The organism is Maribellus maritimus, assembly GCF_022267315.1.
Classification (GTDB): domain Bacteria; phylum Bacteroidota; class Bacteroidia; order Bacteroidales; family Prolixibacteraceae; genus Draconibacterium; species Draconibacterium maritimum.
In genome coordinates this window covers 102,894-118,429 of sequence record NZ_JAIKLE010000002.1, presented here as the reverse complement: position 1 = coordinate 118,429, position 15,536 = coordinate 102,894, and the positions used below count along the sequence as shown (strand labels likewise).

Genomic DNA, 15,536 nt, shown 5'->3' with positions numbered 1-15,536 from the left:
ACACATTACACCTCAATCTCAAAATTATAAACTAAAAAAATGATATTCTTACCGCTTATGATTAAAAATGATGATAAAAAACGGCGTAAGGGAATCGGGGAAAGCTTTCCCCAGTGCGGAAAAAGGTCACGTGCCAAATCTCTTTTTTTGAAACACAGGCACAAAGCACGAGTATAAAAAAGCTCACGTAAAAAGTAAGTTCCTCCGTCATCCTGAAATTGTTTCAGGATGACATTCTAATATTGTCTTGATTTTTAGAGATAACCTTTCGCCGGATATCTTATTATGGCTATACTTTTTTCAGAGCTTCAAGCACACGTTCCGGTGTCATTGCCATTTCGTAAAGCCGTGCTCCGGTTGCATCATAAACAGCATTAGCGATAACAGCTCCCATACAAACAATGGCAGGCTCACCACCTCCCTGAGGAGGTTCGTGTCGGTCCAAAATTTTTGTTTGAATCTCTGGAATCCACGAAAAACGAGGAATTTCATAAGAATCGAAATTGTTGGTTTTTACTTTGCCTCCTTCAAATTCAACCGTTTCCTTCAAAGCGTACCCCAGCCCCATATTTATACAGCCTTCCATTTGAATGGTTGCTCCCTGTGGATTGACACAAAATCCCATTTCCTGTGCACACCAGACTTTATTTACTTTTATCTCTCCTGTCTCTTTATTTACATCAATCTGTACGATATGCGCCACGTAGGTTCCGGCATCAAAACCAATAGATACACCAAATCCTCTCCCGCTCGGAGATTTAGTCGGTTTCCAGTCAGCCATTTTTGCCACTTCTTCCAGTACATCAATAGCTCTCTTATCCGTAAGATTTTTCAGGCGAAACTCCACAGGGTCGATACTTGCTTTGGCGGCCATAATATCAACCTGAACCTCGCGCCCAAAAGTATTGGTACTATTACCCGGACCACGCCAGGCTCCGGTTGGGAAAGGATGTATTCCCGGCGCGCGCCAACCACGTCCGTAAACCGTTCGCTTTTGGTGCGGAACATTATACATGGTTTCTGCTCCCCTGTCACCTGCATAATACACATGATAATCCCAAAACGTTATTTTTCCGTTACCGTCAATTCCCGAATTCACTTTTATGATAGCAGCCGGGCGAAATTCATCATAAAAAAATTCTTCTTTCCGATTCCAGTCAACCATAACCGGTTTTTTTGTGATTTTCGCCAAACGAGCTGCTTCTATAGCTTGCTGATGAGAAGATTTTCCTCCAAATCCTCCTCCCAGAAACGGTGGCTGCACCCGCACTTTTTCTTCTTCCACCCCAAGCACACGGGCAATATTACTTTTAGCCGGGAAAGGCGTTTGTGTGCCCGCACGAACAATCATTTTATCGCCTTCCATGTATGCCATTGCAGTGTGCGCCTCCATGGGTGAATGAGCAACATAACCATCGTGATATTCATTTTCGAAAACTGAAGTCGACTGCTTTCTGCCTTCCTGAAGATCGCCCTTGTCAATATTACTGTTTCCTTCCGGCGCATTCGCAAGAAGGTATTCAAACACATTAGCGTTATTAATATCTTTCTCCTTTTCAATTTCAAACTCCGCTTTTATTAGCTTTCTTGCCTTATCCGCTATTTCCGGATTTTTATGTAATACGGCGACTAAATCACCATCTTTTACAATTTCGACACCTTCTATCTTTTCTGCATCTGATGTGTCGGCAGATACCAGTTTGGCAGCGTGCGACGGTGGCCGGACTATACGTGCATAAACCATCTCTGGTTTCCGAATGTCTCCTGAGTACAATGCTTTACCGGTAACTTTGTCCACCGCATCCTGATGGAGTTTTGGTGTTCCCATCACTCTTAATTCCGAATATTCTTTTACTTCGGGTTTTTTGTCCATGTAACGGGCAATCTTCTGCCCTTTTGTTAACTCCGGGTAAGTAACCTTTTGTTTCTTATTATTTTTATTAAAAATCACACCACTTTCAACTGAAAGCTCTTCTGGTTCAACGCCCAATTTTTCAGCGGCCATTTGAAGCAATACTCCCCGAGCTTCAGCAGCCGCAGCTCTTACTGACGGACCTAGAATACGCACCGACATCGATCCAAAGGTGCCCATATCCCAGGGACATAAATCTGTATCACCCAAAACCATTTTCACCTTATCGTATTCAACATCAAGTTCGTCGGCAACCATTTGAGGAAATGATGTAATGGCTCCCTGCCCCATATCAATTTTTCCAACAAAACAGGTGACCGTTCCATCTTCGTGAATTCGAAGAAAAGCGTTAAAGTCATCGGGTACACTTTGCCGCTGTTCTCCTTCTCCTCCCAAAGCGTTAAAAGCAACACCGGGGTTGAAAAAAACATAAAGTCCGCCACCCATCCATTTTAAAAATGCCCTTCTTTTGACATCGGGAACATGTGTTTTCAAGTATTCTTTAAAATCTTTTAATTCATCCATTTCGTTTTCTTTAAAATTTCAACAAACACTTTAAGCTCTTTTTAACTGCTGCCTTTCATCTTGTCAGCAGCTGTTTGAATGGCTTCAACAATCCGGTTATGTGCCCCACATCGGCACAAGTTGTCTTCCATACCCCAAATGATGTCTTCTTTTGAGGGGTTTGAATTTTGATTTAACAGCCCTACCGCATTCATTATCATTCCTGGCGTACAGTAGCCACACTGAAGAGCATCGTGTTCTACAAATGCTTTCTGTACCGGATGAAGTTCTTTCCCTTTGGCCAAGCCTTCAATGGTTACCACTTTTTTACCAGATACTTCTCCAATTTTGGTTGCACAGGATCGAACAGCTTCGTTGTCAATCAAAACTGTACAGGCACCGCAATACCCCTCTCCGCAACCGTATTTTGTTCCGGTAAGGCCCAATTCTGTTCTAATCACCCAAAGTAGTGTCTGGTCAGTATCTAATTCCAAAGCTACTTTTTTTCCATTTAGCTCAAATTGAATTTTTTCCGTCATATATGTAGTGATTTGTTCATTTCAGACTTATCCGTTTTGGTCATTATTGTTCTGAATTCTTCGTAATTTAAAAACACAGTTTTTTCACTGTGTAATCTCTCCAGATATTTTGTGATATCAAAAAAAATAATTAAGATTTGTCCATTAAGATACAAAAAACAATTTATACCATTTATATTTAATACGCTTTATATAAATGTATAACATTGAAAAACAATCGGGAAGCCTGGGTAAGAATATATTTTAAAAGCTATTTTATACCTGCTTATACTATTTTAAGTCATTCTTCTATAAAATTGAGTCTCTTTTTCATCGCTTTTATCCAAAGGCGGGCAATCAACTCATGCCCTGCCGGCATAGGATGAATTCCATCCCAAACCCAATAACTTGCGGGAACTTTTTTACAGGCATCTTTAAAAGGCTGCTGCAATTCAATAAAAACAGCATTATATTTTTCAGCGAGTTGTTTGACAATCTTTTGCATTTTAGAAATAACTTCATGGAAAAGTTCTGTTTTTTCTTCGTCCCAATTGTATGGGAGTACAAAAGGCTCGCAAAGCGCGATTTGTGTATCAGGAAGAGCATCTTTTGTTTTTTCAAGAACGTTGATATAGGTTTTCTTCCAATTTTCTATTGAATTTTCATTTTTAATAATCTGGGACACATCGTTCACCCCGATTAAAATACTCAGCACATCAGGATGGAGATCAAGTGTATCTTCTTTCCAGCGGTCATCCAAATTCTTTATCTTATCTCCACTGACACCCCGGTTATAAAACATTAAATCTTCGCTGATATAATCGAACCAAAGACGGCTTGCAACAAGATAAGCATAGCCATGCCCCATTACATGATTCCAATCATTATTCCGTGTGCGGTTTCCATCAGTGATTGAGTCTCCCTGAAACAACACGGTTAAACCTTTACTCTTTTTCTCCTTTATGCCGGCATTTCCGGCATCGGCAGCCAATATTGTATAAGGGAAATTTACACCGCCTAAAAATCCGGTAATACTCAATGCCTTAATAAACCGTTTTCTCGATATTTTCATAGTTTAAAGCGTTTGTAATAATTCTTTTGTTTTTATTTTATTTCTGTATTACGCCATTTCTCGATAAGTTATAAACCTTTTGGGGAAATAATATACAAAAAAGTTCGCCCAGCCAATTTACGAATTATTGAACGCCGTTTTCCATATGAGTTATAAATTGAGTCTTTTTTTCAATATTCGCCAATGGTATCGATTGCTTTTTCCCACCATAAAAATTTCGAAAGTCGAAATTGCACCAATTCCTTTCAATTCGAGTTATCATATAAGGAACCAACCTTTACCGTTTTTGAACACCCAAATCTTTCAACTCTCCCCTGCTGCACTTTGTTTTCGAATTCTTTTTGTATACGAATCATACGAAATAATCATATCATCATTCGATAATGCAAAAATCACAGACCCTTCCCCTGTTATCATTTTTCTGATCAAATTGAAATATTGAATAGGATATACTTCTGTCAGAGCTTCAAATAATCGTCAAAATCTTTAAACCACCAGAGCGAAAAAGTTAATATATGACCTACTCCCCACTCCTGAGAAAAATAACTTTTTCGCCTGCCATTAATTGACCATCTGAATGAAACAGTCTTAGTGTTTCATCCTGAGTTTCTACAAGCAAAGGAAGTATATTATTATCTGCATACTTTTCAACCCAAAGACTACATGAAGTCTCTTTAACAACAACTTGAGATGTTTCCTTCACTTTTAGGTCTTCAATCAGATGAAACCAGGTATCGAGTCTAACGGGCTTTGCAAATAAAGTGCTTACACTAAATTTTTTCAAAACATCGATTCCAACTCCGGATTTTGTTGTTGCAACTGCTACATACATATTAGGTATTAAAAATGATTCATGCATAAGGCGGCCAACCAGCAAATTCACCTGGCTGTTTGGAGTTAGACCGACGAAAGTATCAATATTCTCCGGATTTGATTCGGCTATTATATCTTCATCCAAGGCATTTCCATAAATACATTTAAAGTTCATTTTCTCCGCAAGGGCAACCATTTCCCGATTATTGTCAACCAAGGTTACCGGCATTTTTTTTGAAATATATTTCGCCATAAGCAGACTCACCGGATTAACGCCCAAAATAAGCAAACCATTACGTTTTTCCAGGTAAACCAATTCACCGCGTCTTCTTAGCCATTTGCTTGTCCAGTTTAACAGAACCGGAACTGTAAGCGTTGTAAAAATGGCCATAAAAACCAAAATTGAAAATATTGTCTTATCTATAATGCCCATTTCAAGACCGATACCTGCAATAATAATTTCAACAGCACCACGCCCATTCATACCTGTTCCAATGGTTATTCCCTCTCGCCAACCATTTCCTGAGGGCAAATAAAATAGCGCTGTACCTGCTATTTTGCCTACTATGGCCAATGTTGTAATTATGAATAACAACAGTAAATCGGTTTTGAATACGGTAGGATCAACAAAAAAACCGGCTGAAACAAAAAAGATAGGTGCCATAAAACCAATGGAAACATCATAAAATGCTTTGTTCAGTTCTTTTGTAATATTTTTGGGAAACAGGTTATCTTTTAAAAATAAACCAGCCATAAATGCCCCCAAAATACTGTGCATTCCCGCGAGTTCAGCCAATTCACAATATCCGAAGGTTACAATTAAAATCATAGTAAAATAAGCGGTGCTATTGTTTAATGTCGATTTTACGAGGTACCGTCCAAGCCGTGGGAGAAGGAAAATACCTACTGATATGGTAACACCAAAAAACAAAATAATTTTTCCGCTTATGAGAAACAGTTCCCGAAGATTGACAGAACTTGACTCAGCAAAATTGGTAATTCCCGAAAAAATAACCAGGGCAAGTGTGTCGGAGATTAGAGCACCAGCCATCATAACCAAAGCAATCCGCGTGTTAAGCAGTTTCAAATCAATAAGAATTCGACTCTTGGTGGCCAATGAAGTTACTCCTATTGCAATTGCTACAAAAAGTCCGGACATGGGTGTACCACCATACCAAATAACAGTAAAATATCCTAAAACAAAAGGAACAAAGAAACCACCCAAAGCAGCCAGTAAACCAGGCCATGATGCCTTTTTTAAGTCGTGGAAGTCGATTTCCATCCCGATGTATACCATAAGAAGAACGATGCCAATCTCAGCCAAAACTTTAATCGACTCGGTATATTCCAGTAAACCAAAAACCGCAGGTCCAAGTACAATTCCAATGAGTAGTTCCCCAAGAATTGCAGGGTAACCGATTTTGCGAATCAATACGCCCCCCAGGTAAGCCGAAAGCAGAACGGCTGAAATATTCAATATGTTTATGTGGAATTCTTCCATAATTGTTTTAATTTTCTTTACTTCAATATAAAGAAATTTCAGCTAATAAAAGACATTAAAGTATTTAATAATTTGTTAATGCAGAGGGCAAAAAACAAACTGTTTCAGATTAACTAAAAGAAACAAGATTGGGATAACTCTTTCCATACAAAAAGAGTATTATCCACAATTAAAAAATTGCAGGAGGTTAGCATCAGCAGAAGATAGTCAACTATACTTCTGGTCTTTGGTAGTTTCCCCGATACTTTCGTGCAAGCAATTTAGCAGCCTGCTCGTTTCCTTTCACCTTCATCTCTGCAGCGTCCCACTGTAGTGGCGCACCTGAATAATACGAAGCCATTGCAAGTTGAACAGTTGCAGTAGATTGAAATGCATCTTCAATAGTGCACGCCAGTTGTCTCTTTTCCTTCGTCAACACCGCATTTACAAAACCGGCGACGTGATTATCCTGCATTTCCGGAGTGGGAATATCCATTACTTCCTGCTCTTTTTTATCTGTTGATGTGATGACCAGCTTATTGTCAGATGCAAATAAAGTACCTTCTTCACCATAAATAAAAATACCGTTGTTAAACTCTTTATTTAAATCGCCTGTTCCCCATAGACGGTGTTGCCAAATCACAGGACATTGTTCAAATTCCATGGTTGCAATCAAAGTATCAGGAGTAGTAATTTCACCCTTTAATATTTCCAAACTGCCTCTAGTATCAAAAACGCCCGGCATATCAAAATCCATAATTGTGCGGATAATATCGATGTGATGAATTCCCCAATCTACAAGATGTCCGTTTCCGTATTCTTTTTCCAGTCTCCACGCTTTATGTGCGATGCTTGGCCGATAATCGAGTTGAGGTGCAGGACCACACCAGGCGTCCCAATCGAGAGTTTCTGGTGGTGTTTGGATGGTTGTATCAGGTACTGACGGACTATAATGAATTTGTGCACCAATCTGGTGAATTTTCCCCAATCGACCATCGCGAATCAATTGTTTGGCTTTTTGAAAGGCTTTGCTTTGCCGACGTTGAAATCCTATTTGAACGATATTACCTGCCTTTTGAGCTGCTTTTACCATTGCCTGACCTTCACGCACATCGTAAGCAAGTGGTTTTTCACAATAAATATCCAATCCTTTTTCACAGGCAGCAATAAACTGTAACGCATGCCAGTGAGGTGGCGTGCCGATAAAAACTGCTTGCAATCCGGGAATATCAAGTAATTCCTGGTATTCCCTAAACTCCTTTGGACTGCTGCCTTGTATTTTGGCAATTTCACGGGAGCTTGTTTTTAAATGCGCAGAGTCAACGTCGCAAACAGCAATTACTTCGACGTTACCCGTTTTTAAAGCGGCTGTGGTTATTACCATACCATACCAACCGCAACCAATTAGTCCTATCTTTAGCTTTTGGTCTGCCTGAAATGCATGCAGGTGTGCCACAGTAGCCATACCTACTGTGGTTATAGACGATTTCCGGATAAAATTTCTTCGGTTCATTTGTTAGGTTTTAGGTTATAATGGTAGAAAATTAATTTAAAAATCTAAATATCCAGCAGTAACTTTTCCGGTTCATGCCCTCCGGTTAACATGCGCTCCGGATTTTCAATAAATTCTTTTACTTTCACCAAGAAACCAACGGAATCTTTTCCATCAATAATCCGGTGATCATATGAAAGCGCCACGTACATCATCGGACGGATAACTACTTGTCCGTTTACGGCAACTGGTCGTTCAACAATGTTATGCATACCCAATATAGCCGACTGAGGTGGATTAATAATTGGAGTCGACAACAGTGAGCCAAAAACTCCACCGTTAGTAATTGTAAACGTTCCTCCGGTAAGTTCTTCTACTGATATTTTCTTGTTGCGGGCTTTTGTTGCCAGCTCTTTTATTTCCAGCTCAATCTGAGGAATTGATTTACTTTCGGCATTTCGCACAATTGGTACCATCAGCCCTTTGGGGGTCGAAACCGCAATCCCCACATCGACATACTGAGGCGATAAAATTTCTTCTCCGTCTATTTGTGCGTTTACCATGGGGTGAAAATCCATAGCCTGAGCAACTGCTTTGGTAAAAAATGACATAAACCCAACTTTAAAACCATGTTTTTTTACAAACTGGTCCTGATACTTTTTACGCAAGTCCATCACAAAACTCATGTCAATCTCGTTGAAAGTTGTGAGCATTGCCGTTTCGTTTTTTACCGCAACGAGACGTTGGCTCAACTTCCGGCGCAGACTCGTCATTTTTTGCCGCTCTTCGTCACGAGACGCTTCTTTGGGTTGCGGCAAACTTGTTCTACTGTCTGATTTTGGCATACTGGCAACTGCCTCAACTTCTTTTTTTCCAATTCTTCTTAACCCTGTAACAATATCATCAACCGAGAGATCGAGGTCTTTCATCATCTCCCTGGCAACCGATGTTACTTTAACTTTATCATGCTCATCAGAGACTTTAACCTCTTTCGCCGGTTCCTGATTTTTCTCTTCTTCCTTTGGTTTTGCTTCTTCTTTTTTCTCAGGCTCCTTTGTTTCCTTTTCCTGCTTTTCGCCTTCAGCTGGAGCAACACTGGTATCAATAGTACACACAACCGTCCCCACTTCCAGCGTATCGCCTTCCTCGGCTTTGAATTCGATTTTACCACCTTCTTCGGCAACAACGGTTAATGTTGCTTTATCCGATTCTATTTCGGCAATTTCCTGATCTTTCGACACTACCGAACCATTCTCAACCAGCCAGGTTCCTACTTCAACTTCTGTTATCGATTCTCCCGGACTGGGAACTTTAATTTCTACTATCATTTTTGGTCTTTTTATTTCAAGCTATTACTTTTTTTTCCTGAAAAACCGTTTCCAACAATTTCTCCAGACTTTGTTTGTGGATTTCCATCAATCCAACTGCCGGGCTTCCACTTTCTTTTCGTGTTACCGGCGTAAGATTCAAATCTTTGAGCTTACGCTCGATGAAAGGCCACGCCCCCATGTTTTCAGGTTCATCCTGTGCCCAAATCAATTCCGAAGCCTTTTTATACTTTTTCAAAATCTCATCGATCTGCTTATGCGGAATCGGATGTATCTGCTCCATTCTTACTACTGCAACATTGCTGCTCCCTTTTTCCACTTTTGCTTTTGCCAAATCGTAATACAAACGACCAGTAGTAAACACCACCTTTTCAACCAAATCAGGTTCAGCCACCGGATCGTCAATTATTTCATCAAAAGCCCCCGTTGCTAAATCTTCAATTTTTGAAACCACCTGCGGATGACGTAATAAACTTTTAGGTGTAAAAACAATAAGAGGCACCCTTGTTTTCATTTTCACCTGCCGACGTAGCAAGTGAAACATGTTTGCAGGTGTTGTAGGAATTACAACTTGAATGTTATGATTTGCAGCCTGCTGAAGGAAACGTTCAATTCTGGCACTTGAATGTTCCGGCCCTTGTCCTTCGTAGCCATGTGGCAACAACAGAACCAATCCGTTCATCAACCCCCATTTTTCAAATGCTGAAGTAATGTACTGATCAACGATTACCTGCGCCACATTATGAAAATCGCCAAATTGAGCTTCCCAAATGGTTAAGCCATTGGGCTGTGCCAGCGAATACCCGTATTCAAATCCCATGGCTGCATACTCAGACAGTAAGGAATTATAAACGTGAAAAGGCGCCTGTTTTTCGGCTATATATTTTAGCGGAAAATACTTTTCATCTGTTCCTTCTACCACAAAAGCAGCGTGACGGTGGGCAAAAGTCCCACGCTCTGTATCCTGCCCTGATAAGCGAACCGGATGACCTTCGGAAACCAAAGTTCCGTATGCGAGCAATTCCCCCATTGCCCAATCGAGGCGATTATCTGAGAGCATCAGCTTCCGATCAGACAAAATGCGATCAACTTTTTTGAAGAACTTTGAACCTTTGGGCAACGAATTTATTTTTTGAGCTACCTCCAGTAAAACATCTTTTTTTATATCCGTAGCGGTCTTTTGCCCAAAAACTTCTTCTTTAGGCATTTTGTAAGGCTCATACTCATTGATTAAAAACTTCCTGATTTTCAGTTTATCAATCTGTTCTGATGCCTTGTATTTTTCCTCCAAAAACTGGTCAAATTCTTTTATTTTCTTTCTCGACTCTTCCTTCGACATAATTCCCAGTTTATCCAGCTTTTCTGAATAAATATCACGAGGGTTCGGATGTTTCGAAATTGCCTTATACAGCATGGGCTGCGTAAAACGAGGTTCATCTCCTTCATTATGTCCGTACTTGCGGTAACAAAGAATATCGATAAAAACATCGGTATAAAATTTCTGTCGAAATTCCAAGGCAAGTTTTATGGTAAAAATCAATGATTCAACATCATCGCCGTTAACATGAAAAACGGGTGAACGCGTAACTTTGGCCACATCGGTACAATACGTACTTGAACGGGCTTCGAGGTAAGGAGTTGTAAAACCAACCTGATTGTTAATAACCAAATGAATAGTGCCCCCCGTTTTATACCCGTTTAACTGCGACATTTGAATCGTTTCGTAAACAACACCCTGCGCAGCAATGGCAGCATCGCCATGTATAATAATCGGAGCGGCTTTTGAAAAATCTCCGTTATACACCGAATCAATCCGTGAGCGGGTCATTCCTTCCACAATCGGTCCAACCGTCTCCAGGTGCGATGGATTTGGCATTAGCTTTAACTTTACTTTTTTGCCAAAATCTGTCTCTACTTCATTTTCATAGCCCAAATGGTATTTTACATCACCTTGCGAAATATCATCCTCATATTCCTTCCCGTAAAATTCTTTGAAAATATTCTCGTATGGTTTTTCCAAAATATTTGACAAAACATTTAACCTTCCACGGTGTGCCATTCCCAATACAAATTCTTCAATTCCCAGTTCCGCTCCACGTTCAATAACAGCATCGAGCGAAGGAATTAAAGTCTCAGCACCTTCCAGCGAAAAACGCTTTTGACCAACAAATTTTTTGTGAATAAAATTCTCAAAACCAACCGCAAGTTTTAAATGGTAAAATATATGTCTTCTGTTTTCCTCAGTAAACTCCTGCGAATTCTTTGTGCTCTCCATCCTTTCCCTGAGCCACTGGATTACCTCGGGATTGCGCATATATACATACTCAACACCAATTGAGCGACAATAAGTGTCTTCCAAATGAGCAACAATATCTTTTAATTTGGCCGGACCAATGCCAATGTCGTTTCCTGCCTGAAAAGTTGTTTCAAGATCCTTCTCCTCCAATCCAAAATTCTTTATATCCAAGGTTGGTGAATAGGTTCTTCTTGCCCGAACCGGATTTGTCTTGGTAAACAAATGTCCCCGCTGACGATAACCATGAATCAAATTCAAAATGGCAAACTCCTTATTCATTTTTTCTGAAGGAATTGCTCCAGTTTTTTCTTCATAATTTTTCCGACCAAATTCAAAGCCTGAAAAAAACTGTTGCCAGCTTTTGTCTATTTCTTCCGGATTTCTAAGGTAAGTTTGATAGAGATCTTCTATAGCTTCCAACTCCTGATTCCCTAATGACGAAAATTTATCAATCATCTATATTTTCATTAACTAATTATCGATACTCAAAAAAACAAAACAAAATTTTTATTGTTTAGCCACATTCGTTGTTTTGCTCAACAAATTTACGCATTCATGAACGATTTTAAGCTTAAATATAATCGTTTAAATTCTTTCCGTAAACAAAGCGAATCCTAAATTACGAATTGAAAACCGAAAATCCTGTATGATTTGATTATTACTCTTGTTTGAAGTAAATTGCATAGACCGAATCGACATGTATTACGATTATGAAAACAGAAAATGAAATTTTTGCTCAACTGACTTCAAAACTGGTTTCTGAGATAAAAAATCACGGGATAAAAAAAGAAATTCCTGCAGAGCTGGAAGTAATGCGCGAAGGCCAGTATATCAAGGCTATTCCTTTTGTAATGAACGGATTGGTAAAAGTTTACACCCGATATGATGAAAAAGAATTACTGCTGTATTACATCAAACCGGGAGAAAGCTGTATTATGTCTTTTGATGCCTGTTTGCAAAACAACCCCAGCAAGGTTTATGCTTCAACCGAAGAAGAGTCAACCATTCTTTTACTACCTGTTGAAAAAGTTTTTCAATGGATGAAAGAATACCCCGAAATGAATACCCTGTTTTTTCTTCAATACAACACCAGGTACAGCGAACTAATAAATATGATCAACCAGGTTCTTTTTGAAAAACTGGACAAAAGGCTGATGGAATATTTGCGGGCAAAAATCAGTTTAACCAATAAAAATCAGATCAATATTTCGCACAGAAAAATAGCCAACGATTTGGGTACTGCGCGTGAAGTTGTAACCCGTATTTTGAAAAAAATGGAGAACGAAAACAAAATTTCACAAAATGCGGATGGAATAAAAATCATTTAATGGTGACCCCGGTCACTGCTTTCCTGTACTTCATTTAGTATATTTCGTTTAATTGATAACTCAAAATATAATAGTTATGAAAAAAAATATGGGAAATGCAGACAGAATTATCAGACTGGTAATTGCTGCAATAATTGTTGTTCTTTATACCACAAGCACCATTACAGGGACTTTGGGAATTGTATTGCTTGTGCTGGCCGGAATTTTTGTTTTTACAAGCTTGTTTCACGTATGTCCGCTTTATTTTCCTTTCGGAATTAAAACAAATAAAAAGCCGAAGTAAAAATTTTCCTTCCATAAAGGAATTATACATCTTAAATTATTTTATAATCATTAAATCTTATCGCACATGAAAACAATTTTTACTTTAATAAAACTTTTTACAACGATGAAAGAATCGTTTATACTTGTAGCGCTGTTGTTTTTATTTCAGCAGTCGATTGGACAACAAAAGCATGCAATTGAAGTTTCGAATAACAAATTTACACCCGACGAATTAACCATTGAGGTTGGAGACACAGTTGAATGGACAAATATCGAGGGGTATCACAATGTAAACGGAACGCAAGAGACTTATCCATCAAATCCCGAATCGTTTGGAAATAGTCCCGGAAACGGCTGGACATACAGCCATGTTTTTTCTACAGCCGGAACCTATGATTATCAATGCAACCCGCATGTCGGCCTGGGAATGATTGGTAAAATTATGGTAAATGACGGAATGATGAGTGATTCGACGAATTATATGCTTACCATGAATTTTTCGGCCATGACCCCACACGTTGGGCAAAACCTTTGGCTTGCTGTGATTGACAAAGAAACCGGAAAAGAAGTGGCCAGAACCATGGATACAGTCTCTGTTAGTTTTGATTTGAACGTTTCAGGATTGGAAATGTATCACTCTTATTATGTGAACTTCTATGCAGATCATAACGGGAACGGAATGTACGACGCACCGCCGGCTGACCACGCCTGGCAAATGGAACTGGATAGTGTAATGAGCGATACAGCACTAATGTTCACCCACAATACCAACTTTACCGACATCATGTGGATGAATAAGCTAATCGTACAATTTATGAATATGACACCACATGTTGGCCAAATGCTTTCGATGGCTGTGAAAGCAGCCGGTGCGGAGATGGAACTCGACAGAGTAACGACACTTATTGACACATCCGATTTTATGATTTATGTATACGGAATAGAGAATGGCATGTCTTACAATATTGATTTTTTCGCAGATTTTAATAAAAACAACATGTATGATGCGCCGCCTACTGATCATGCCTGGAGGATAGAACTAAATGATGTCGAAGGAGATACAACTGTGACGTTCACCCACAATACCAATTTTACTGACATTATGTGGATGAATAAATTAACCGTAAAGTTTATGGGCATGACTCCGCACGTTGGACAAGATTTGTGGCTTGGAGTGACAGAGAAAGATTCAGGTGAAGAAATTGCCTCAGCCAATGTAGTAGTGGAAGAAGATTTTGAGATTGAAATTTTGGGAATCAAAGACAGCATGTCGTACAACGTTGATTTTTATGCAGACTTTAATGAAAATGGCGAATACGATGTTCCACCAACCGATCATGCATGGAGGTTAGAATTAAATGATGTTATGGGCGACACAACTCTAGTGTTTACCCACAACACCAATTTCACCGATATTTTCCTGCCAACATCAACCAATAGCTTAAGTTTTACAGGTTCAAAAATGTATCCCAATCCCGCTCGTGATTTTGTAATACTCGAATTTGATAAAAGCAAAAGTTCGCCTACAGAGATTGCGCTTTACGATCTGAGCGGAAAAATTCAGCAAAAAACAATTACACATAATCTCAATGATATAAACCTGAATATTCAGAAGTTAACGAGAGGAATTTATTTTATTGAGGTCAAAACAAATTCAGACAAAAAAGTGTTTAAACTAGTAAAACAATAATTTTTTATATGAAACATTTGTTAACAACCACAATTTTGTTGTGCATTCTGGGAATCGGAGTAAGTTATGCCCAGGAAGAAGAGGAATCGCAAGATAATATTTTTAAGGGCACCAGGTTTGTCAATGCCCAGTCGGCAAATTTAGTTGAAAAAGGAAAACTAAATCTTTCTATCCAACACCGTTTTGGCGACATAAGTGGAGGTCTCTATGAGCTCTTTGGGCTCGACCTCGCTACAATGAGACTGGGTTTTGAATATGGTTTTGGAGAAAACTTTAACCTTGGAATAGGAAGGAGCACTTATTTAAAAACATACGATGGGTTTGCAAAATTCAGATTTGTGCAGCAAAGCAGCGATTTTCCTTTCACAATTACAGCCACCGCTGAGGGAGCAATTCCAACCCTAAAAAACTATTTTCCTGATTCTAATGATGATTTTTCAGACAAATTTTCAGGTGCTGTTCAGTTGCATTTAGCAAAAACAATACAAAATTTCGGACTACAAATTTCTCCCGGATATCTGAACACAGGGTACCTCAATTCTGAAAATACAAGTTATTCTCTTTTTACTCTCGGCCTCGGAGGTTCAGTTAAAGTTTCAAAAAAGGTGTCGGTTAACCTTGAATACCTGCATAGTTTTAACGACGATTATTCAAATACCAAACCTTTATCGTTAGGAGTAGATTTGGATACTGGTGGACATTTGTTTCAATTGATTGTTTCCAATTCACAGCAAATGTTTGGTCAGTATTTATATACACACACAAACGGAGACTGGGGAGACGGACATGTTTATTTTGGATTTAACCTGATTCGACAATTTAGAATTAAATACTACTAA

At 39.1% G+C, this 15,536-nt stretch carries 11 protein-coding genes; 4 read left to right on the top strand and 7 right to left on the bottom strand.

All coding sequences use genetic code 11. From position 1 onward, the window contains the following. Positions 1-289: 289 nt before the first annotated feature. The 7 genes from K5G00_RS02555 to K5G00_RS02525 form a co-directional block, all read right to left on the bottom strand. Entirely contained in the window at positions 290-2,437 is a 2,148-nt protein-coding gene (locus K5G00_RS02555; protein WP_238764063.1) for a xanthine dehydrogenase family protein molybdopterin-binding subunit, read from the bottom strand. A gap of 41 nt (positions 2,438-2,478) precedes the next feature. Beyond that, on the bottom strand, positions 2,479-2,955 hold the full coding sequence (locus K5G00_RS02550; protein ID WP_238764062.1) for a (2Fe-2S)-binding protein: 477 nt from the start codon (positions 2,953-2,955) through the stop codon (positions 2,479-2,481). 280 nt (positions 2,956-3,235) lie between these two features. After that, positions 3,236-4,006, bottom strand: a complete 771-nt coding sequence (locus K5G00_RS02545; RefSeq protein ID WP_238764061.1) for an SGNH/GDSL hydrolase family protein — start codon at positions 4,004-4,006, stop codon at positions 3,236-3,238. A 520-nt stretch (positions 4,007-4,526) separates the two neighbouring features. Further along, positions 4,527-6,320: a cation:proton antiporter gene (locus tag K5G00_RS02540; protein ID WP_238764060.1), complete on the bottom strand. Its 1,794-nt coding sequence runs from the start codon at positions 6,318-6,320 to the stop codon at positions 4,527-4,529. 211 nt (positions 6,321-6,531) lie between these two features. Then, entirely contained in the window at positions 6,532-7,812 is a 1,281-nt protein-coding gene (locus K5G00_RS02535; protein ID WP_238764059.1) for a Gfo/Idh/MocA family protein, read from the bottom strand. Between the two features lie 44 nt (positions 7,813-7,856). Next, positions 7,857-9,119 carry a 2-oxoglutarate dehydrogenase complex dihydrolipoyllysine-residue succinyltransferase gene (odhB, locus tag K5G00_RS02530; RefSeq protein ID WP_238764058.1) on the bottom strand — a complete coding sequence of 421 codons (1,263 nt, stop codon included), beginning with the start codon at positions 9,117-9,119 and terminating at the stop codon, positions 7,857-7,859. Between the two features lie 16 nt (positions 9,120-9,135). Continuing rightward, positions 9,136-11,871, bottom strand: a complete 2,736-nt coding sequence (locus K5G00_RS02525; RefSeq protein WP_238764057.1) for a 2-oxoglutarate dehydrogenase E1 component — start codon at positions 11,869-11,871, stop codon at positions 9,136-9,138. Positions 11,872-12,125: 254 nt separating this feature from the next. On the opposite strand from K5G00_RS02525, the gene K5G00_RS02520 reads away from it, so the two are divergent. From K5G00_RS02520 to K5G00_RS02505, 4 genes are all read left to right on the top strand, one after another. Beyond that, entirely contained in the window at positions 12,126-12,743 is a 618-nt protein-coding gene (locus K5G00_RS02520; protein WP_238764056.1) for a Crp/Fnr family transcriptional regulator, read from the top strand. Positions 12,744-12,819: 76 nt separating this feature from the next. Further along, entirely contained in the window at positions 12,820-13,026 is a 207-nt protein-coding gene (locus tag K5G00_RS02515; protein ID WP_238764055.1) for a YgaP family membrane protein, read from the top strand. Between the two features lie 66 nt (positions 13,027-13,092). Further along, on the top strand, positions 13,093-14,697 hold the full coding sequence (locus K5G00_RS02510; protein ID WP_238764053.1) for a T9SS type A sorting domain-containing protein: 1,605 nt from the start codon (positions 13,093-13,095) through the stop codon (positions 14,695-14,697). Between the two features lie 8 nt (positions 14,698-14,705). Then, positions 14,706-15,536, top strand: coding sequence for a DUF5777 family beta-barrel protein (locus tag K5G00_RS02505; RefSeq protein WP_238764052.1), 831 nt, complete (start codon positions 14,706-14,708; stop codon positions 15,534-15,536).